This is a genomic window from Solitalea koreensis, from assembly GCF_900182575.1.
GTDB classification, from domain to species: Bacteria; Bacteroidota; Bacteroidia; order Sphingobacteriales; family Sphingobacteriaceae; genus Solitalea; species Solitalea koreensis.
In genome coordinates this window covers 185,979-206,878 of sequence record NZ_FXSZ01000004.1, presented here as the reverse complement: position 1 = coordinate 206,878, position 20,900 = coordinate 185,979, and the positions used below count along the sequence as shown (strand labels likewise).

Annotated in this window: 17 protein-coding genes; 7 read left to right on the top strand and 10 right to left on the bottom strand. The window is 38.8% G+C overall.

Annotation, left to right across the window (positions count from 1 at the left end; genetic code table 11):
* Nucleotides 1-28: 28 nt before the first annotated feature.
* The 4 genes from FN756_RS08185 to FN756_RS08170 all read right to left on the bottom strand — a co-directional run bounded on the left by FN756_RS08185 (nucleotide 29) and on the right by FN756_RS08170 (nucleotide 5,379).
* Nucleotides 29-1,249, bottom strand: coding sequence for a PQQ-dependent sugar dehydrogenase (locus FN756_RS08185; protein WP_246085448.1), 1,221 nt, complete (start codon nucleotides 1,247-1,249; stop codon nucleotides 29-31).
* A 96-nt stretch (nucleotides 1,250-1,345) separates the two neighbouring features.
* The gene (pfkA, locus tag FN756_RS08180; protein WP_142603165.1) at nucleotides 1,346-2,320 is read right to left on the bottom strand and encodes a 6-phosphofructokinase; all 975 of its coding nucleotides are present in this window, start codon (nucleotides 2,318-2,320) and stop codon (nucleotides 1,346-1,348) included.
* A 79-nt stretch (nucleotides 2,321-2,399) separates the two neighbouring features.
* Nucleotides 2,400-4,517 carry a protein-disulfide reductase DsbD family protein gene (locus tag FN756_RS08175; protein ID WP_142603163.1) on the bottom strand — a complete coding sequence of 706 codons (2,118 nt, stop codon included), beginning with the start codon at nucleotides 4,515-4,517 and terminating at the stop codon, nucleotides 2,400-2,402.
* A 97-nt stretch (nucleotides 4,518-4,614) separates the two neighbouring features.
* On the bottom strand, nucleotides 4,615-5,379 hold the full coding sequence (locus tag FN756_RS08170; protein ID WP_142603161.1) for a biotin--[acetyl-CoA-carboxylase] ligase: 765 nt from the start codon (nucleotides 5,377-5,379) through the stop codon (nucleotides 4,615-4,617).
* A gap of 50 nt (nucleotides 5,380-5,429) precedes the next feature.
* Between FN756_RS08170 and rsfS the strand changes: the two genes are divergently transcribed.
* From rsfS to FN756_RS08155, 3 genes are all read left to right on the top strand, one after another.
* Nucleotides 5,430-5,804 carry a ribosome silencing factor gene (gene rsfS, locus FN756_RS08165; protein ID WP_142603159.1) on the top strand — a complete coding sequence of 125 codons (375 nt, stop codon included), beginning with the start codon at nucleotides 5,430-5,432 and terminating at the stop codon, nucleotides 5,802-5,804.
* A 64-nt stretch (nucleotides 5,805-5,868) separates the two neighbouring features.
* On the top strand, nucleotides 5,869-7,944 hold the full coding sequence (ftsH, locus tag FN756_RS08160) for an ATP-dependent zinc metalloprotease FtsH (RefSeq protein ID WP_142603157.1): 2,076 nt from the start codon (nucleotides 5,869-5,871) through the stop codon (nucleotides 7,942-7,944).
* Between the two features lie 86 nt (nucleotides 7,945-8,030).
* On the top strand, nucleotides 8,031-8,726 hold the full coding sequence (locus FN756_RS08155) for a LutC/YkgG family protein (RefSeq protein WP_142603156.1): 696 nt from the start codon (nucleotides 8,031-8,033) through the stop codon (nucleotides 8,724-8,726).
* 1 nt (nucleotide 8,727) lies between these two features.
* On the opposite strand, the gene FN756_RS08150 is transcribed toward FN756_RS08155, so the two are convergent.
* Nucleotides 8,728-9,093 carry a YraN family protein gene (locus FN756_RS08150; RefSeq protein ID WP_142603154.1) on the bottom strand — a complete coding sequence of 122 codons (366 nt, stop codon included), beginning with the start codon at nucleotides 9,091-9,093 and terminating at the stop codon, nucleotides 8,728-8,730.
* Nucleotides 9,094-9,143: 50 nt separating this feature from the next.
* On the opposite strand from FN756_RS08150, the gene lipB reads away from it, so the two are divergent.
* Nucleotides 9,144-9,842, top strand: coding sequence for a lipoyl(octanoyl) transferase LipB (lipB, locus tag FN756_RS08145; protein ID WP_142603152.1), 699 nt, complete (start codon nucleotides 9,144-9,146; stop codon nucleotides 9,840-9,842).
* A gap of 44 nt (nucleotides 9,843-9,886) precedes the next feature.
* Entirely contained in the window at nucleotides 9,887-10,513 is a 627-nt protein-coding gene (locus FN756_RS08140; protein ID WP_142603150.1) for an SGNH/GDSL hydrolase family protein, read from the top strand.
* Nucleotides 10,514-10,686: 173 nt separating this feature from the next.
* Here FN756_RS08140 and groL read toward each other — a convergent pair whose 3' ends face one another.
* From groL to FN756_RS08125, 3 genes are all read right to left on the bottom strand, one after another.
* Complete coding sequence (groL, locus tag FN756_RS08135; protein ID WP_142603148.1) at nucleotides 10,687-12,324, bottom strand: chaperonin GroEL; 1,638 nt, start codon at nucleotides 12,322-12,324, stop codon at nucleotides 10,687-10,689.
* A gap of 117 nt (nucleotides 12,325-12,441) precedes the next feature.
* The gene (locus FN756_RS08130; protein ID WP_142603146.1) at nucleotides 12,442-12,717 is read right to left on the bottom strand and encodes a co-chaperone GroES; all 276 of its coding nucleotides are present in this window, start codon (nucleotides 12,715-12,717) and stop codon (nucleotides 12,442-12,444) included.
* A 199-nt stretch (nucleotides 12,718-12,916) separates the two neighbouring features.
* Nucleotides 12,917-13,168 carry a helix-turn-helix domain-containing protein gene (locus FN756_RS08125; RefSeq protein ID WP_142603144.1) on the bottom strand — a complete coding sequence of 84 codons (252 nt, stop codon included), beginning with the start codon at nucleotides 13,166-13,168 and terminating at the stop codon, nucleotides 12,917-12,919.
* 337 nt (nucleotides 13,169-13,505) lie between these two features.
* On the opposite strand from FN756_RS08125, the gene FN756_RS08120 reads away from it, so the two are divergent.
* The gene (locus tag FN756_RS08120; protein WP_142603142.1) at nucleotides 13,506-14,357 is read left to right on the top strand and encodes a DUF2911 domain-containing protein; all 852 of its coding nucleotides are present in this window, start codon (nucleotides 13,506-13,508) and stop codon (nucleotides 14,355-14,357) included.
* A gap of 538 nt (nucleotides 14,358-14,895) precedes the next feature.
* On the opposite strand, the gene FN756_RS08115 is transcribed toward FN756_RS08120, so the two are convergent.
* Together FN756_RS08115 and FN756_RS08110 are read right to left on the bottom strand one after the other, a co-directional pair.
* Complete coding sequence (locus FN756_RS08115) at nucleotides 14,896-16,260, bottom strand: sugar porter family MFS transporter (RefSeq protein WP_142603140.1); 1,365 nt, start codon at nucleotides 16,258-16,260, stop codon at nucleotides 14,896-14,898.
* A gap of 44 nt (nucleotides 16,261-16,304) precedes the next feature.
* The gene (locus FN756_RS08110; RefSeq protein WP_142603138.1) at nucleotides 16,305-19,652 is read right to left on the bottom strand and encodes a DUF5107 domain-containing protein; all 3,348 of its coding nucleotides are present in this window, start codon (nucleotides 19,650-19,652) and stop codon (nucleotides 16,305-16,307) included.
* Nucleotides 19,653-19,836: 184 nt separating this feature from the next.
* Here FN756_RS08110 and FN756_RS08105 point away from each other — a divergent pair, with 184 nt between their 5' ends.
* Entirely contained in the window at nucleotides 19,837-20,844 is a 1,008-nt protein-coding gene (locus tag FN756_RS08105; RefSeq protein WP_142603136.1) for a LacI family DNA-binding transcriptional regulator, read from the top strand.
* Nucleotides 20,845-20,900: the final 56 nt, after the last annotated feature.

The following is a 20,900-nucleotide window of genomic DNA, read 5'->3' as shown; positions in this document are numbered from 1 at the left end:
TTTTTATTACTTAGAAGCCTTTCTTAATTCATCGAATAATTTTGTAAACAGCCCCTTTGGCACTTAATGGCTGAGTATCATCGCTGGTGAGTAAATAGAGTTCTCCGATTTCATCTTCTCCAAAACTTAAAATGCGTGTGTCTTTAGGTTTACCCATCAGCGACAGCTGCGTTACAGTATATATTCCTGCTTCTTTTTCAAGGGCGAAAACCGGTCCGGTCCAATCGCCGAAAATATACTTGCCCATTAGGTCAGGAATTGCTTTACCTCTGTAAACATAACCGCCGATAATACTTATCCCGGTTTGATGATCATATTCATAAATAGGTTTAGTTAAACCCGACTGGTTACAATTGTTGGATGGATTGTAACAATGTAAACCCTCCATGATTCGCCAGCCATAATTTTTCCCTTTTTCAATAAGATCTACTTCTTCATATTTATCTTGCCCAACATCCGCGCAGAACAAACGTCCGTTCACACGATCGAATGAAAATTTCCAAGGATTACGCAGACCGTAGGCCCAAATTTCTGGCCGGGCATTTTTACCTATAAAAGGATTATCAGCGGGAACATTGTAGCCTATAGAAGTGTTTACATCGATTCGGATGATTTTACCTAACAATGTTTGCAGGTTCTGTCCATTTCCTAACTCGCCATGCTCATCTCCTGCACCTCCTCCATCTCCTAAACCCACATATAAATAGCCATCGTGCCCGAAAGCCATGTGCCCTCCATTGTGATTGGCTTCGGGTTCTTCTATTTCAAATACAATTCTGCCACTGCTTTCTGCCAGATTCGGATTACCCACCGACTCTTTGTATTCCGCAATCACACTTTTATGATTACTCCCTGAATGACCAGACGGCGAACTATAGTAGACGTAAAACTTTTTATTCGATTTGAAATCAGGATGGAAAGCAATACCCAAAAGACCACGTTCGGAGTATCGATCATTCATCGGAACAATTTTATCCTGCAGATCGAGAAAGGCGGCAACAAGAAGCTTCCCATTTTGAATAATTCTGACTCGGCCCAATTGCTCAACAATGAACATCCGGCCCGAACCATCTTTGGGCACAGCCATCTCAACCGGTGATTGAAGTCCCTTAGCTATTAGCACTACTTTTAGAGTAATACCTATTTGTGTTCCGCTGGCCGTTTCGCCTTTTTGAAGATTATTGAGGTATACAAAAAAGGCTGAACTCATAAGTAGCACAACCGCAAATAATATTATTTTACGTTTCATATCAATAAGATAATTGCTTCTACTTAAATGCTCAGCCTCGTTTAAAGCGAACCAGGATTCAAGACTAATGACCAAGAAAAGTCCTTGTTCTTTTGTCTATGATGACAAAATTTCGATCATCCTTAATACATTAGGATTAAGTTTTGATGAGGTATCTTTAATGGCTTCAGAGAACGGAGTATAAACTACTTCTTGATTTATTATACCCACCATTGCTCCTTTTTTACCTTGAAGTAAGGCTTCAACGGCTGTAAACCCTAACTGGCTTGCCAACATACGATCATGACAGGTTGGCGAACCACCTCGTTGAATATGACCAAGTACGGAAACTCTTGTATCATAGTTAGGGAAACGCTCTTTTACGCGTTCGGCCAATCCAAATGCGCCTCCAGCTTCGTCACCTTCAGCAACAATCACAATTTTGGATGACTTTTTACGAGTACCTTTTGCCAAACGTTCAAACAACTCTTCAGCATCACCTTTTACCTCAGGCATTAAAATGGCTTCTGCCCCAGAACCAATACCCGATGCCATAGCAATTTGTCCTGAATCACGGCCCATTACTTCTACTAAAAATAAACGGTCGTGAGATTCAGCCGTATCGCGAATAGCATCAACTGCATCAACTACAGTATTAATGGCGGTATCAAAACCAATGGTAAAATCAGTACCTAAAAGATCGTTATCAATTGTACCCGGGATACCAATAGCCGGAATTCCATACTCCTTTTCAAAAACAGCAGCCCCGGTAAATGTACCATTACCACCAATGGCAACTATGGCATCAATTCCATTAGCTTTCAATTGATCGTATGCTTTTTTCCGGCCTTCCGGTGTCATAAAATCCTTGCTGCGTGCAGTTTTTAAGATCGTACCGCCGCGTTGTATGATATTAGCTACTGACTCAGTTTCAAGATGTATAAACTCTCCATTAATCATTCCCTCGTAGCCGCGCATAATTCCAACTACTTCTATATTATGGTAGATTGCCGTTCTCACTACTGCCCTAATACAGGCATTCATACCAGGAGCATCGCCACCTGATGTAAAAACTCCTATTTTCTTGATCATATATAAAAAAATAAACCTTTGAATTAAGCGTACAGGGTACACTTAACTCAAAGGCTAAGATATATAAAATTTCTAAAAACTACTTTTTAGCTACTGCAGTAAAGGCTGTATTACCCTTATCTAAGAAATTCACATAATTGGCAATATCAGGATTGTAGCCTTGTGGCGCTACTAATTCATTCCCATTATTATCAATTAACACATATAAAGGTTGCGAATTAGTATTGTACTTAGTAGCTTGTAAATCGCTCCATTTTTTACCAACCGTCGTAATTTGCTTACCGCTAAATTTAGAAGTATACTGCTCATTTTCAGGCAATGCTGTACGGTCATCAACATATAAAGAAATTAACACATAGTTTTCTTTAATACGTTTCAACACTTCAGGATCAGACCATACATTAGCCTCCATTTTTCTACAGTTTACGCAGCTATGACCGGTAAAGTCAAGCATAACTGGTTTACCTGTTTTCTTTGCATAAGCTAAACCTTCCTCATAATCAAAAAATGCATCAATACCATGTGGAGCATGGAAAACATCACCGTACTTTTTCACAGAATGTACCGGTTGAGCACTTGTTCCAGCCGACAGTGTAGTTAAATCGAAATCTTGAGTACCCATTGGTGGCGCAAAAGCACTAATTGACTTCAAAGGCGCTCCCCATAGACCTGGTATCATATAAATTGAAAATGCCAAAGAAAGCATTGCTAAAAACAAGCGAGGCACAGAAATGAATTGAACATCACTATCATGAGAGAATTTAAGTTTACCTAAAAGATAAAATCCTAACATGGCAAAAATCACAATCCAAAGAACTAAGAAAACTTCACGATCTAAAATTCCCCAGTGGTAAGCCAAATCAACATTTGACAAAAACTTAAGGGCAAATGCCAATTCAATAAAGCCCAATACAACTTTTACTGAATTTAACCATCCACCTGATTTAGGTAAAGTACTTAGCCAGTTAGGAAAAATTGCAAATAAAGTAAATGGAATTGCTAAAGAAGCTGAGAAACCAAGCATACCCATAAATGGCCCTAATAACTCACCTTTGCTAGCAGCACTTACCAATAATGTTCCAATCAATGGACCTGTACATGAAAATGATGCCAAGGCAAGCGCCATTGCCATGAAGAAGATCCCGATTAAACCACCTTTGTCAGCTTTTTCATCTGCTTTGGTAGCCCATGAACTTGGCAATGAAAGTTCAAATGCTCCAAAAAATGAAGCTGCAAAAACGACAAGGATAGCAAAGAAAATAAGGTTAAACGTGGCATCACTTGCCAGTTCATTCAATTTGCTCGATCCAAATAATAAAGTAATACCAAGGCCTAAAACCAGGTAAATAACAATAATTGAGATACCGTAAATAACTGCTTTCTTAATACCTTCAGCACGAGAAGCGCTGCGTTTTGTAAAGAAACTTACAGTTAAAGGTATCATTGGGAAAATACAAGGCATCAATAAGGCTACAAAACCAAATAGAAATCCTTGTAATAAGATACCCCACATACTTTTCTTTCCACCTTCTTCCGTTTTTTGTACAACAGGAGCAATGATAGCTGTCGAACTAGTATCTGTTTTTGAAGAATCACTTACTACTGCAGTTGCAGCAACAACTTGTGCAGTGTCAGTATTTACGCTCGCTACTTCCGGCTTAACCTCTTCAGTTTTAACAACCTCAGGCTTTTGTGAATTATTTTCAGCTTGTTGTGGAGCAGGAGCTGCTTTGAATGCGGATAAATCAGCTGTTACACTGATTGAAAACTCAACTTCTTCTGGAGGTAAGCACTGATGGTCATTACAAACCATGTACTCAAGAGTTCCCGAAATTTTAGTTTTAGGCGTTTTGAGTTTAACTTTTTGCTCGAACACCGCCTGACCTTCAAAGGAAGCAATATTCATATTAAAAGTTTTATCAAACCCTGAATGAGGCGTAGTTTTCTCGACTACCTTACCAATCAATTCGTAATCTTTTGACGGCTTAAATTTAAAAGAAGTTGGCACTGGACCGCCATCCCCAATAAATTGAGAGTATGTATGCCATCCGCCATCAATCTTTGCAGTAAGAATCAATACTGCTTCATCCCCGCTACCTGATTTACTTGAATATGACCAATTAACCGGATTTTCAATTTGAGCAAAAAGTGAGATGCTGGAAAATAGCATCGCACAAAAAAGAAATAATCGTTTCATTAAAGTTTAAAGTTTAGTTTCAATAACCTTAAATAGCTTAAAAGCTAAATCGGCTGCAAAATATATAAAAATTCAACTCCTTTGTGTAAGATTTAGATTACAATACAAACTCTATCTCTTTAAAGGAGAATTCTTTAACCTCCTCATTCGCATAAACTTGGAGTTGCCCCAAAGAATTGATACCAATAATTTCACCTTCAAAAACGTCATCAACGCTTCGGTAAAGATGCCTTTCTCCTATCCTAAACAACCTACCTAGATAATCAGTATTGATAGAAGCCAGATTACCTGAACGCAGTTGCAAATATCGCGCTTCAAGGGCAGAACTTAATGCATTGAAACAAGGAATGAGCTGATGGTCTTTTCCCGTTATAGTTTTAAAAGAGATGGCGTTAATTCCGTCGGGAAAATGATCCTGATTAATATTGAGTCCAATACCGATTACCGATTGTTTGAGGTATGAACCGGACAAAAAGTTTTCGATAAGAATCCCTCCCAATTTCGTATCTCCATAAAAAATATCATTAGGCCATTTTATTTTAACACGATTACCTAATATTGAACCTACGAAATCTGTCACGCCAAGGCTCACTGCTTTATTTAAATTAAACTGCTCACCTACAGTAACAAAGCTTGGGCATGCTAAAAAACTTAAGGTGAGATTTTTACCCGGTTCGGCAAACCATTTGTTTTGCATCTGTCCCCTGCCTTGAAATTGATTCTCTGCCATAATTGCAGTACCTTCGGGCAGTGGCGTAGTATTTGCGAGAAGCTGCTTTAGATAATTATTTGTAGAATCGACCTCACTAAGTGTGATAAGATTTTGACCAAAAAATAATGCAGAATTAGTAGTAAATTGCATTTATTAGTATTTATTTTACGCGATTAAAGTTTCAAATTTAGTTTTTTTTGATGGTAAAAAGCAGAAGAACTGATGACTCACAAGTTATGTCTGAGATCATCATTCACGGGATACAGGAAAAAAAAGGGAACGACATTGTTAGGCTAGACCTACGCAACATAAAAAGTTCAGTTACCGACTATTTCATTATATGCGATGCGGAATCGACCACTCAGGTACGAGCTATTGCAGATTCAATAGAGCATGAAATGTTCAAAGCTCTTAAAGAAGAACCTTGGCAAAAGGAAGGGTTTGGAACAGCCGATTGGATATTGCTAGATTATGTGAGCGTTGTTGTACATATTTTCCGCAAAGAAAAACGTTATTTTTATGGTGTAGAAGAATTATGGGGCGATGCAGAAATCAAAACTTTCCAAAGCGCATAACTTCAAACAAAAACCGTTCACATTAGTTATTTAATTCAACGTTACATATCGCATATTAATTTAAATGAGAGAGAACAATTCGGAATCAAAAAAGGATAAAATGCCGAAAAAGATCCTTCCTAAAACACCAAAATTCAATGGATTATGGATCTACGGTATCATTTTGGCCATGATCATTGGCTTTAATCTTTTATATCCTGGCAATTCACCTGTCAATACTTCCTATGAAGATTTTGAGAGCAAAATGCTAAAATCACATGACGTTGAAAAAGTTGATGTATACCAAACCGGAAATAATGCTTACGAGTTTTATGTATATATCAAAAAAGATCGACTTAATAATGATAAGTATAAAGACCTAAGTTCACGCAGCACTTTCGGATCAAACACTGGCCCTCATTATGTTTTTACCACTTTTGATTACAAAGGGGTAAGAGATAAAATTGAATCAGTACAAAAAGATTTTCCGGTAGCTGACCAAGTTAAAATTCAGGATAAACAGAAACAGGAAAGTCCTTGGTTGAGTTTTTTAATTCAATGGATTTTGCCGATTGCGTTAATTGCTGTTTTCTGGATTTTTATCATGCGCCGAATGACAGGCGGAGGTGGCGGTCCGGGCGGACAAATTTTCAATATTGGCAAATCCAAGGCTACTCTTTTTGACAAAGAGTCACAAGTCAATATCACATTTAACGATGTTGCCGGCCTTGAAGAAGCCAAATTAGAAGTAATGGAAGTTGTTGACTTCCTGAAATATCCTAAAAAATACACCAGCCTTGGCGGTAAAATTCCAAAGGGTGTACTTTTAGTTGGCGCCCCGGGAACAGGAAAAACTTTGTTAGCTAAAGCCGTTGCAGGTGAAGCGCAAGTGCCTTTCTTCTCCCTTTCCGGCTCTGATTTTGTGGAGATGTTTGTAGGAGTAGGCGCATCACGTGTGCGTGATTTATTCCGTCAAGCTCGCGATAAAGCTCCTTGTATTATCTTTATTGATGAGATCGATGCTATTGGCCGTGCACGTGGCAAAAATCAAATCATGGGTGGCAATGATGAGCGCGAGAACACCTTAAATCAGCTTTTGGTTGAAATGGATGGTTTCTCAACAGATTCTGGAGTCATTATCATGGCAGCGACAAACCGTCCGGATGTACTGGATTCAGCCTTAATGCGCCCAGGACGTTTTGACCGTCAAATTTCAATTGACAAACCTGACTTAAACGGTCGTGAAGAAATTTTCAGAGTTCACCTAAAACCATTAAAAATGGGTAGCGATGTGGATGCGAAAAAGCTTTCGGCTCAAACCCCAGGTTTTGCAGGTGCTGAGATCATGAACGTTTGTAACGAGGCGGCCTTAATAGCTGCTCGTCGTAACAAAAAGGAAATTGACATGAAAGATTTCCAGGATGCTATTGATCGTGTAATCGGCGGACTGGAAAAACGAAATAAAATTATTTCTCCTGAAGAGAAAAGAATCGTGGCTTATCATGAAGCGGGGCATGCCATTGCCGGCTGGTTCCTTGAACATGCTGATCCATTGGTAAAAGTATCAATTGTACCTCGTGGTGTTGCAGCTCTTGGCTATGCTCAATATTTACCAAAAGAGCAATACCTATACACCACCGAGCAACTTACCGACGGTATGTGTATGACCATGGGTGGACGTGTTGCTGAAGATATTAGCTTCGGAAAGATATCAACAGGTGCACAGAATGACCTGGAACGTATCACCAAATTAGCTTATGCCATGGTAACAATTTATGGTATGAACGACAAAATTGGTAACGTTTCATTCAACGATCCGCAAGGAGAATACAACTTTAGCAAGCCATACTCTGACAAAACGGCCGAAATGATTGATGTAGAGGTGAGAAATCTAATTGATAAAATCTACACCCGAACCAAAGATCTATTAATCGAAAAACGTGAAGGCTTAGAAAAACTTGCTCAAAAGCTATTAGAAAAAGAAATTCTATTCCAGAGTGATCTTGAAGAATTATTAGGCAAACGTCCGTTTACGAACAGAACTACTTATGATGAGTATGTAAATGGCGCAATCGCCGAAGAAGAAAAGCCTGAAGTAATTCCTCCATCGGTTGCTCTTGAAATAGAAATTCCTAACTCAGAAGAAGAACAACAAGCATAAATAAAAAACGCCCTAACAAGGGCGTTTTTTATTTACTATTTTAACTCTAAAGTTGTTCAATTACTTTTACACAAAATATCATCTTAATGAAGCCAACCACTACTCCAAGAGAGCGAATGCTCAAAAATATTCGTAAGGCCTTACTTGAAAAACGAGATAACCCACATTCAAACTATGAGGAAAGCCCTCTTTATCTCCAAAACAAGGAAATGCTTGAGGTAATGTTTGCCGAGGAACTGACAAAAGTGGCAGGTAATTTTGTATTTTGTGAAGATGAGATTCATTTTATTGAAAACATTATCGGCCTTGCAGAAGAAAAGGATTGGTTGAAGATTATTTGCTGGGACACCAAACTACAACGTTTATTACGCAAATACGAGTATCCTTTCATAGCGAATGATAAAAATTTTGAAAAAGCAGAAGTAGGGATTACCCTTTGTGAAGCTTTGATTGCGCGTAATGGGAGTGTATTAATTTCGAGTGGTCAACAAAGCGGTCGCAGGTTAAGTATTTATCCCCATGTACATATTGTACTGGCTTATACTTCGCAATTAGTGCTTGATTTAAAAGACGGATTCGCGCTTGTGAAAGAGAAGTACAGCGATCGCCTTCCATCTAACATAACTGTAACAACCGGCCCTAGCCGTACTGCCGACATTGAGAAAACGCTGGTTTTGGGAGCACATGGCCCCAAAGAGTTTTATGTTTTTCTAATCGATGATATTGATAATCCTGAGAACAAATTAGAGCAGACAGAAGACTATCAGCAGGAACAAGAATAGGTTATCTCGGAAAAAAAGCATCTTCAATATGATGCAATTTGTATGAATCATCATGCTTATTAAAAGTAATGGAGATAATATCAAACCTGCATTCTCCTTCATGACCTAAACGTTGAATAAATTCATTAGCAGCCAATTCAAACAGTTTTTCTTTTTGATAGGACACAAAATCTTCTGGATTACCGAAGAAATTACCGGTGCGTGTTTTTACTTCGACAAATATTAATTCAGTTTTCTTTTGTGCAATTAAATCAATTTCAGCATGTTGGTATCTAAAATTTTGTTGCAAAATAGCATAACCTTTTGAGATAAGGTGATCTTTAGCAAGTTGCTCGCCAACTTTTCCGAGTTCATTGTGTTGTGCCATAGAGTAGACTGAAAGTATTAAGTTATAAGTTTTAAGTTATTTTTACGAAAATGAAAGAAGTACAATTTCAAGATTGGGGATTAATCGATTATAAAGAGGCTTGGGAACGTCAGGAAACTCTCTTTTCTGAAACAGTTCGCATAAAAACCGAAAATCGAACGAAGCCTGAATCGCAATTACCAACTGAAGACTTTTTGATTTTCTGTGAACATCCACATGTTTATACGCTGGGCAAAAGTGGTAAACCAGAACATCTGCTATTAAATGAGCAGGGATTGGAAGAAAAACATGCAACCTATTATAAAATAAATCGTGGCGGTGATATTACTTATCATGGCCCCGGACAAATTGTAGGATATCCAATTCTAGATCTGGATCATTTCTTCACTGATATCCATAAATACCTGCGTTATTTGGAAGAAGCCATCATTCTAACCTTAAAAGAGTATGGCATTGAAGCTGGCCGTTCAGAAGGACAAACCGGCGTATGGATTGATGCTAACAATCCCTGGACTGCACGTAAAATTTGCGCAATGGGTGTACGCTGTAGTCGTTGGGTTACGATGCATGGATTCGCATTCAACGTCAATGCCGATTTGAATTATTTTGGCAATATCGTTCCTTGTGGAATTAGCGATAAAGCCGTTACTTCACTTAACAAAGAACTCAGCCGGGAAGTTGATATTAACGAAACTAAAGAAATACTAAAGACCAAACTTTGTGAGCTTTTTGAAATGAAACTCGTTTAAGAATATACGTTCTCTCCTAAATTCACTTTTATTAGCTTTAAACTATGACTCAACACACCTTTACTTATCTTGCTCTTGGAGATTCATATACTATTGGTGAAGCTGTTGAAGAAAAAGATCGCTATCCTGTTCAATTGGTTGATCTCCTGAATCAACAAGGTATTCATCTTAACCTCAAATCAATAATAGCTACTACCGGCTGGACTACAGATGAGCTCATTGCCGATATCAAACAAGCTAAGCCTGAACAAACATTTGATATCGTAACTTTACTTATCGGCGTAAATAATCAATACAGACGCCGAAGTATCGATGCGTATCGCCATGATTTCCGACGTTTGTTGCGTATTGCCAATAAACTTTCCGGAGGAAACAAAAAACAAGTATTTGTTCTTTCCATACCAGATTGGAGCGTTGCTCCTTTTGCCAATGACGGCCGGGATAAACAAGTCATTACTGATGCTATCAACAAATTTAATGCGGTAAATAAAGAGGAGACTTTAAACTTTGGAGTTCATTATATCAACATTACACCAACATCATATTTAGCAACTGCTGATGACAGTTATATTGCTCCTGACAATCTTCATTTTTCAGGTAAGATGTACAAAAAATGGGCGGAATTATTAGAGCCTGTCGTTAAATCCGAATTAGAAAAGTTATTGAAATAAAATAAAACTCCCTTTAAGCTCATCGCCAAAAGGGAGTTTTTTATTTTGAAGAACTATCTCAAAGGCTGAGTCGAAGAGCCTGTAACATCATTATGAAACAGATGTTTCGACTCCGCTCAACATGACAAAAACTGGTTAGTTCGACTATTGAGATAGCCTCTTTAGGAGAACCCTTACATCATTCCGCCCATACCGCCCATTCCTGGTGCAGCATGAGAATGACCAGCATCTTCAGCAGGTTCGTCAGCTAAAACACATTCAGTAGTTAATAACATTGAAGCGATTGAAGCTGCATTTTCCAAAGCAACACGAGTTACTTTAGCTGGATCGATAACTCCAGCAGCGATCAGGTTTTCGTAACGATCTTCACGAGCATTATAACCAAAATCAGCTTGACCTTCTTTTACTTTTTGAACTACGATAGAACCTTCAATACCTGCATTTTCACAAATTTGACGAAGAGGCTCTTCAATAGCACGCTTAATGATAGCGATACCTGTAGTTTCATCTTCAGTAAGGCCTTTAAGGTTTTCTAAAGCAGCAACAGCACGAATTAAAGCAACGCCACCGCCAGCAATAATACCTTCTTCAACAGCGGCACGAGTAGCATGTAATGCATCATCCACACGGTCTTTTTTCTCTTTCATTTCAACCTCTGTAGCAGCACCTACATAAAGAACTGCAACTCCGCCAGCCAATTTAGCTAAACGCTCTTGAAGTTTTTCTTTATCGTAATCAGATGTGGTAGTTTCGATTTGTGCTTTGATTTGACCAACACGAGCGTGAATGTCATCTTTTTTACCACCACCGTTAATTACTGTAGTGTTGTCTTTGTCGATAACTACTTTCTCAGCTTGTCCTAGGTAAGTAAGGTCAGCATTTTCTAATTTGTAACCACGTTCTTCCGAAACAACAGTACCACCAGTAAGAATAGCAATATCTTCCAACATCGCTTTACGACGATCGCCGAAACCTGGAGCTTTAACTGCAGCTACTTTTAAGCGGCCTTGGATTTTATTAACTACCAATGTAGCTAAAGCTTCGCCTTCAAGATCTTCAGCAATGATTAATAATGGACGACCAGTTTGAACTGTTTTTTCCAAAACCGGAAGTAATTCTTTCATTGAAGAGATTTTCTTATCGTAAATCAAGATGAAAGGATTTTCCAATTCTGCTTCCATTTTCTCTGGATTGGTTACAAAATATGGAGAAAGGTAACCGCGATCGAATTGCATACCTTCAACTACCTCGACAGTAGTATCTGTACCTTTTGCCTCTTCAACAGTAATAACACCTTCTTTTTTCACTTTATCCATTGCCTCAGCGATCAATGAACCAATTACTTCGTCATTGTTTGCTGATATAGTAGCAACTTGTTTAATCTTTTTGTTATCGTCACCTACAACTTGTGATTGAGCTTTTAAGCTTGCTACAACAGCTGTAACCGCTTTATCAATACCACGCTTTAAATCCATCGGATTAGCACCAGCAGCTACGTTTTTAACACCTGCAGTAACAATTGCTTGAGCTAAAACGGTTGCAGTAGTAGTACCATCACCTGCAATATCAGCAGTTTTTGAAGCAACTTCTTTCACCATTTGAGCACCCATATTTTCGATTGGGTCTTTCAAATCAATTTCTTTCGCTACCGTAACACCATCTTTAGTAATTGATGGAGCACCGAATTTTTTATCAATAATTACATTACGGCCTTTAGGACCCAAAGTAACTTTAACTGCATTTGCTAAAGTATCAACACCGCGTTTTAAAGCATCACGCGCGTCAACATTGTATTTTACTAATTTTGCCATTTTTTATTTCGAATTGAAATTTTTCAGAATTGATTGGAGAATTTCGATATGCGTATTAAGAATGATGGATTTTGCACTGTAATGCATCTACTCACTACTCATATTTCAATACTAAATTTAGATAACTGCGTAGATATCAGATTCACGCATAATTAGAAGTTCTTTACCTTCAAAGGTAACTTCGGTACCTGCATATTTACCGTAAAGCACAGTATCGCCTACAGCTACAGTCATAGGCTCGTCTTTTTTACCTGCACCAACTGCTACTACAATTCCTTTTTGAGGCTTTTCTTTAGCGGTATCCGGAATAATGATTCCTCCGGCAGTAGTTGTTTCTGCAGGAGCTGGTTCAACAACCACTCTGTCTCCGATAGGTTTAATATTTAATGCCATAGTCTATATATATTATAATTTTATTGAAGTTTGCACAAGGCTTATCACTAACCATGCCACCTCCCGAATGTCAGCCTTGTTTGAAAATTTTGTCAGTTTTATGACAGGCCGCATTAAAGAAGTTTTGAGCTAGATGAAAATTTGACAGTAAGAAACGCAGATCGACCAGGTAGCGGTTTAGGAAAAACGTTAAGATAGCTTAACACCTTACGCAGTTAAATAGCCCTCCCAAAGAAATGTCAAGCGTATAACAAACTACTCTTAGTGTTTTAACTGAAATATGTTGTTTCCCTGTTTCAATTCTGGCGATGTTGATCCCCGTTGCGGAATAAAATTCCTTTTGGGTAAGTCGTTTTGATTCTCTTGCACGCTTAATTTCCATTGCAAGTGTTTTTTTAAATTTAGTATCTGTCTCTTCAAGGTACTCGAAATCGGTTAAGATCATACTCATCTCACTAAAATTTAACTATTCAAACTTCGTGAAAATAGCACAAAATTTAAAAATATCAATAATCTAAAGAATACATAGTTTGATTATCAATAAATTAAAAATAAAGAATTACAAAAAAGACATTTTGAAATTTTATTTTTTAACATCCATGTTTTTCTGAATAAATTTGAGCATTAATAATCTCCCCCACATTTACCACCTTTTACATAAATGCATATTGAAATGAGTTTCTCATACTTATGCATTTATTAAAAAATCCGATCATTTCTTAATGAACATTAGCAAAACGGAGTAAATCAAATTTGTTAACTTAGAGTCTAAACAATCAGCCATTAAAATGAAACGGACAATTTTCAATCTAGCCACATTAACATTGGTACTATGCGGCTTAAACTTTGCAAAAGCACAAGGCCTTAAAACGCCGCAACCAAGTCCTGCACAATCAATCCGACAAGACTTCGCTCTTTCAAGCATTGAAATTGATTATTCAAGACCTGGAGTTAAAGGAAGAAAAATCTTCGGCGATTTAGTGCCTTATAACAAAGTATGGAGAACAGGAGCCAATAATGCCACCAAAATTATTTTTGGTGAAGATGTAAAATTGAACGGCAATGCTATTGCTGCCGGCGAATATGCATTATACACTATCCCAGGTGAAAATGAATGGGAAATAATCATTAATAAAGGAGTTAAAAACTGGGGGACAGTATATAAACAAGAAGAGGATGTACTGCGTTTTAAAGCAAAAACCCGCAAGCTACCATCTAGCGTTGAAACCTTTAGTATAACGTTCGATAATGTTAAGCCTAGCTCAACCGATATTGATTTAAGATGGGATAATGTTGAGGTGTATTTTACCGTAACTGCCGAAATTGACAGTAAAATCATGGCAAACATTACTGAAGCTATGAAGGGTGAGAAAAAACCTTATTTTCAGGCAGCGAATTATTACTACGAGAATAATAAAGACCTGAAACAAGCGCTTGTTTGGGCCGATGAGGCAATAAAAACTCAACCTGATGCTTATTGGATCTATCACCTTAAAGCCAAAATCCAACTAAAGCTGAAGGATTATAAAGGCGCAATTGAAACCGCAGAAGTATCAAAAACAAAAGCTGCCGCCGACAAGAACGATGACTATGTTACACTTAATAACAAATTAATTGCTGAGGCCAAAACAATGAAATAACCCTAAATTTCATAAAATTTAAAAACGTCGCAGCACACCAAAGTACTACGACGTTTTTTTATTAGCTGATTAGCCCAAAATCGAGCAGGGAGGGAGATTACTCCCTCTCACTCCACCGTGTATACTCTCGCACACAGCGGTTTCTTTAGACTTTTGAACCTCTCGTAATTCCATGAAAGATCATACAAGCCTTGTTCTTCCTTGTACTTGTGGACTTCCTGCTTTTCGCCAAAAGACCTTTCCCCGACAAGGCGATTAATTAACTGATCCAGTTCTTTACCCCTAAACCTTGCAAGAATCGTTGCAGCGTAAACATTCTTTTACATTGTTTTATTCGGAGACATCAGAGTTATCTCCGTATCCATCCGTCTAAGTTTCAAATTAGTTTGGAGCAATTTCCATGGCTCGCTTAAGCGAAACTGGTATAATCCCAAACCGGGAATAGATGAATATTGTCATATAAGTAAAAACGGTCTAATGACTCCCTAACCCCGTCGTCAAACGCTATATAGAGCCATTAAACCAGCATATTCATATATTAATGTGTCACCATTGTTGATTCCAACTCTTCTAATGTTTGTCCTTTTGTTTCTTTCACCTTGGATTTGACAAACAGAAAACCTAACAAACAAATACAAGCGTACAAGTAAAAAGGTCCATAAGTACCCAGTTTTTCAGCCAGGATTGGAAATGTAAACACCAGGATAAAATAAGCACTCCATAAAGACACAATTGCAACAGAGGAAGCCATGCCACGTATTTTATTAGGGAAGATTTCAGAGATCAACACCCAGGTAACCGGCGCCAGTGAGGTTGCATAGGTGGCAATAGCCAACAACACGAACAAAGAAACCAATGCTGCGCTGGCCTGGAACTGTAATGCGAAAGACAGCACGACATATAAAACCGATAACCCTAAAGAACCAAACAGCATCAATGGGCGTCTGCCAAGCTTATCCACCTGCCACATGGCCACAAGTGTAAAAATCAGATTCACGACACCAATAGATACCGTTTCAAAAAGCTGCCTGTCAAGGTCTGCACCAACAGATTCGAAAATCGTTGAAGTATAATTAAAAACAACATTAATACCGCACAATTGCTGAAACACAGCCAGAGTGATGCCCAGCAAAACTGCCGGCCGAACACTTTTATTAAATACCGCAGCAAAAGGTTGCTTTTTTACACCTTGCAAAGATGCTTCTATATCAGACAAGGTTCCGCTTACAAAACCTTCACTTCCTATTTTACCTAGTACCTTTTGTGCTTGTGCATCCTTACCTGCTTTTACCAACCACCGCGGACTTTCCGGCAACCAAATGACACCTACCAGGAAAAACAAAGCAGGTATGGTACCCAGTCCAAACATCCAACGCCAAGCCTCAGACCCATTGTCAGATAATGAATAATTTACCAGGTTGGTGATTAAAATACCGATCACTATGGTCAACTGGTTAATGGCAACATTCCGCCCCCTGATGCTAGCCGGTGAGATTTCAGCAATATACATTGGACTTAACATAGATGCCATTCCTACCCCGATTCCTGCTGCAAAACGCATAACAACAAACATGGACAGGCTGACTGAAAATGCCATACCCAGAGAAGAAAGAGCAAAAATAGCGGCAGCCAGCATCAATCCGGGCCTGCGCCCATAACGGTCAGCCAGGGATCCCGCAATAATGCAACCGGCAATACAACCTAAAGCCAGGGATCCTGTTAAAAAACCTTCCCACCAGGCATTTAAAGCAAACTCGGTTCGCAAAAAAGGAAGTGCCCCTGAGATAACGGCAAAGTCAAATCCAAACAAATATCCCCCTAAAGCGGATATAAAGGAAATACCTATTATATAGGCGTTATTGAAACGAACAGGTTGTTCATCTAGTAAAAGCGTATTGTTCATATAATGACATTTATTTTAATTACATCAATACTTGACAAGCATTATTATTGTTCGACAAGGGAAATAAAATTGATCATCCTTTTATGGATAGCAGCACCCTGATGATTGACATCCAGGCTCAACACCTCATTAAGACAGGCCTCAGCGTTTTTGGTATGATTGCCCAAACCTACATTACCAAGTCCCATTAAATAGAGGCAATGGATCCGGTTACGAAGATCTAAATCGGCATCAAATACCAACAAGTCGGGTAGCGAAACTGCGAAGTAATCTATACTGATGGAATCATTGATATGATCCAACCCAAAACTGATCAGCCTATTGAAAATACCTACAGCCTTTTCATGTTCACCCAATTTCATCCAGGCAAGCCCCTGGTAAAAGAGCTTATCGGGTTGCGGATCGTTATAAAATATAGCTTGAACTGGTTGGCTGATCCCTTCCGTAGCTTTTTGAAAATATTCCTCAGCCTTCTTTTTCTCATTCAATTGTTCGTAAGCCAATCCCTTCAAATAATGAATATCATTTTCCTGGGCTCCATATAATTTCCCTTCACCCAGGCTTACCGGGTAATTTTCTGCTTGCGTTAACAGTTCTAGGGCCTCATTAACATCTCCCGCATTTAAAGCCAGTTTTGCCAGCTCAATATGACAAATCAGATATTGACCTACAACCTTTCCTTCGCCACCTTCCCATGGATGAAAAGTATAAGCAGCAATTAAATCTTTCGCTTTTCTGAAGTTGCCCAGTTGGTTACAAAGTGTCACTCTTTCCAGGTATAGATCATCACGAAACTCTACTATTGGCAAATAATTTTCCAAAAGCTCTAAACGTTGTTGATGTGGTGTATTCAGTTTCTTATGTAATTGATCCAACTCCATCAATACCCTGGCATCAGTAGGATCTAATGAGAAGGCTTTTTCTAAAGAAACAAGTGCTTTTTCAGGATCCTTCAACTTGTTGTAATAAGCCAGTGAAAGATTGCGGTGCACGGTTGGAAAACGATCATCGATCTGTACTGAGTATTCCCAACACTCGATAGCTTCATGATATTGGCGTTTATCATACCAGAAATTGCCCAAATAGTATGGGGCTTTTGCATCCTTTGGATTGAGTGCGATGGCGGCCTGCAACACCGGAACATCTTCTATTCGGTTTGGGAAACAAAAATCAGGTTTCAGTAAATCTGCCCGCTTAAAACAAGCCATCGCCTCTTCCGTCTGACCTTGCTGGTAAGCAAACCAACCTAAATAATAATGAACCATTGGATAGTGCTCTGTGCTATTCCTGAGGTGAACCTGCAACAACAATGAGGCCTCTTCATATGACCCCGCATGCGCATAGTCAAATGCATATTCAATAAAATTATGCACCCAATTGCGGCTCACTTCCAACAGTTGATTCAAGGCAAATTCAGCTTCCATGGTTTGACCATCTGCGGACAATAGTAAGTACCTTTCAAACAAACATCCAAAGTTGAAAGGATCAATTGACAATGATTCAGCGATCAAAACTGAGGCTTCTTCCACTCTGCCCAGCTTTCTTAATATGAATACCTTCACATGCCTTGCCGTATGACTATGATAATTCCTAATCAGCGATTTTTCAATAAGTTCCAGAGCTTCTTCAAAGTCACTTTTGATACAGGCAATTCTTGCTAAATTTAAAAAGCCCGCATGTTGCCATGCATCGTTCCAAACACTTTTATAAAAAGAGTCAAATGCCTCTTCGTTTTTACCTTGCATTTTCAACGCCCAGGCTAAATTATAGTACGGCTCTCCATCATATGGATTGGGATTCCGCTGTATTAGCGATGCAATTGCCTTTCTGAAATAAGGTACGGCCTTTGCAAATTGTCCCTTGCGTAGAAACCATAATCCTAATGCATTATTACATCTAATGTCTTTATCATCCCTGCGGAGTGCCTCCTCGTAATAGTCTGTTGCAGCAAAAGTTGCATGCCTGTACTGCTCAATATGCAACCCGGTCAGGTATAATTGCTCATTATTCTCCACTTCCTGCGGCTTCTTTGCTGCCTGGGCTGGAGAAGGAATTTCCTGCTCAACGGCTTGCTCTTGTTGATAACTTACCAGCACTTTATTGTTTTCCAGGTTAGTAATAACAAGTTTGATATTTTCCGGGGCTATCATCTTGGCCAGTGCCACTGTTTTTAAGTACGGTTGCTCTGGTGAGCTGCTAATCACTTCACTATACAATTCTTGTTGCAAGTGAAGTAATGCAACCTTCACCTGCTTATATGGAGATGTGAGATAAAGTTTGATAGTAACCTCCTTTTGATTGATCTCCAGTCCAGCGATAGCTTCCTTTGTCGCGTTCTTCACCATACCCACTTCTCTATATGGCATAAAATATTGAACAAAGGTTTTTTCTTCATAAGGCTGCAGCCAGGAGAAATCAGGCTGGTTATCCGTGAATACGCCTGTCATCAGTTCAATATATGGACCGTCTTCATCAGTAAGGTTCCGGTCCCATGCTTGTCCAAATTCGCTATGCCCCCAGGTCCATTGTTTCTTACCTGGAGAAATATGATGATTTGCTATATGTAATAAACCACCCTGAGTATCATGCTCATACCCCCCAATGAAATTATATTTTGAAGTGATGGCCATATACGAAGTGGGTACCGGTATGTTCTTATATCGGGAAATGTCGGTCCCTGGTGCATAATCCACCTTGTAGTAGGTTCCCTTTGCAATTGGAAATGAAGACACATCCCTCTTGCCATGGTCAAAGACAGCATACACATCTGGCGGAAAAACAGATTGATAATGATCATTCACTTTCACTGCAGGATTGGCCCACCATAAAAAGGTTTGAGGAAAAGGTGTACGATTGTATAACTTGCCTTTGATCTCAATATATGCCTTATCCGGGTAAAGTGTAAAACCGGCCATACCCTTCGTACGGAACATGCGCTCAACTTCATTGACCCATACTGTTTTGCTGCCATCTTTATTCTCCTCAATAGTATAGTCTACTGGTTCAAATGTACTGGGACGGTGGTGCTGGGGCCAGTTGAATTCAATACCTCCGGAAATCCAAGGACCGGTTAAGCCCACCAGAGCAGGCCTGATCACCTGGTTGTAATAAATAAAATGGCGCTGTTTTACTTTATCATACGCCATTTGAATCCTTCCTCCCAATTCGGGCAGTACCATGATTTTCACATAAGCATTCTCCAGGAACACCCCTTTGTATGTTTTATCGGTCTTCTCATCATAAATCTTTTCAACTACCGCATGTGGATAAACAACACCGCTACTACCCTGATACACCCTTTTTTCTAAAAACATAGGGTTCTTTTCAGGGTTTCCAATAGGATAGGTTGGAATTAGGACATCCTCCTCCCAGACTTTAACTTGATCACTCATACAACAAATTGTTAGAATCCTTATTAAATGGTTAAAATTTACCTTAATGTAAGTTGATTAATCATAAATCAAAACCTGATCAATCCGTTATTGTGGAATTAGGCTACAAAAACGTTTGAATAGGCTATTTCAAACGTTTTCGTATTTTTTTTAAATTGTTATCTTTCGTACTTTAAACAAGGCCATGAAGAGATCTGCACCTACCATTAAAGAAATTGCCAAAAATTTAAATATTTCCGTTTCAACCGTTTCCAAAGCATTACATAATCACCCTAGTATTGGTTTGACAACCAAAGAGAGGGTGCAGAAACTGGCCAGGGAGCTCAATTATGTGCCTAACCAGGCAGCGATACAGTTAAGGAAGCAAAAATCATCGATTATCGGAGTGATTTTGCCAACACTTATCGACCAGTTTTTTACGCTTACAGTTAACGGGATTGAAGATTACGCATTGAAAAACAACTACAATGTATTTATCACTCAATCACATGAAAGTTTAACAAGAGAGAAAGAATTGGTAGATATCATGCAACGTGCCCAGGTTGATGGTGTTATCGTTGCTGTTTCCAAAGAAACCACGTCATACGATCACTTTAATGCATTAGAAAAAGCAGGAATACCGGTAGTATATTTTGTTCGACAACCTAAAGGAGTAATGTTACGTAACTGGGTATCGTGTAATGGTAATGAGGCAGCGGCTAAAGCAGTTGATTTTTTGGTAGCTCAAGGCCATAGGCGGATCGCCCATTTAAAAGGGCCCGATTCTTTACTAACCAGTGAACATCGTTATGAAGGTTATAAGGATGCCTTATTGAGAAATAATATTGCCTACAATGCAGACTTAATAAAAGTATGTGACCTAACAAAAGCCGGAACCCAAAAAGCAATGAAAGAACTACTACAGATGGATCAACCGCCTACCGCAGTTCTTTGCTTTAAAGACTATATGGTGCTTGACGCAATGCAGTTTCTGAGGAAACAATCACCAACCAATAAAAAAAAAATGGAGTTCATTGGTTTTGGCAATTTGCCAATGTTTGAATATTTTGATGAAAAACCACTAGCCTCGCTGGATGAACGACCGTATAAAATTGGAGAACAGGCTATTGTGCTCTTATTAAAGTTAATGAATGGACCAAAAGAGGAAGGCTATCAAAATATTAATTTAGAATGTGAGCTTATTGAGTATTAACCATCTAAATCTGGACTTGCAATTTAATCGCTTCCAGTTCATGACACAGGGCTATT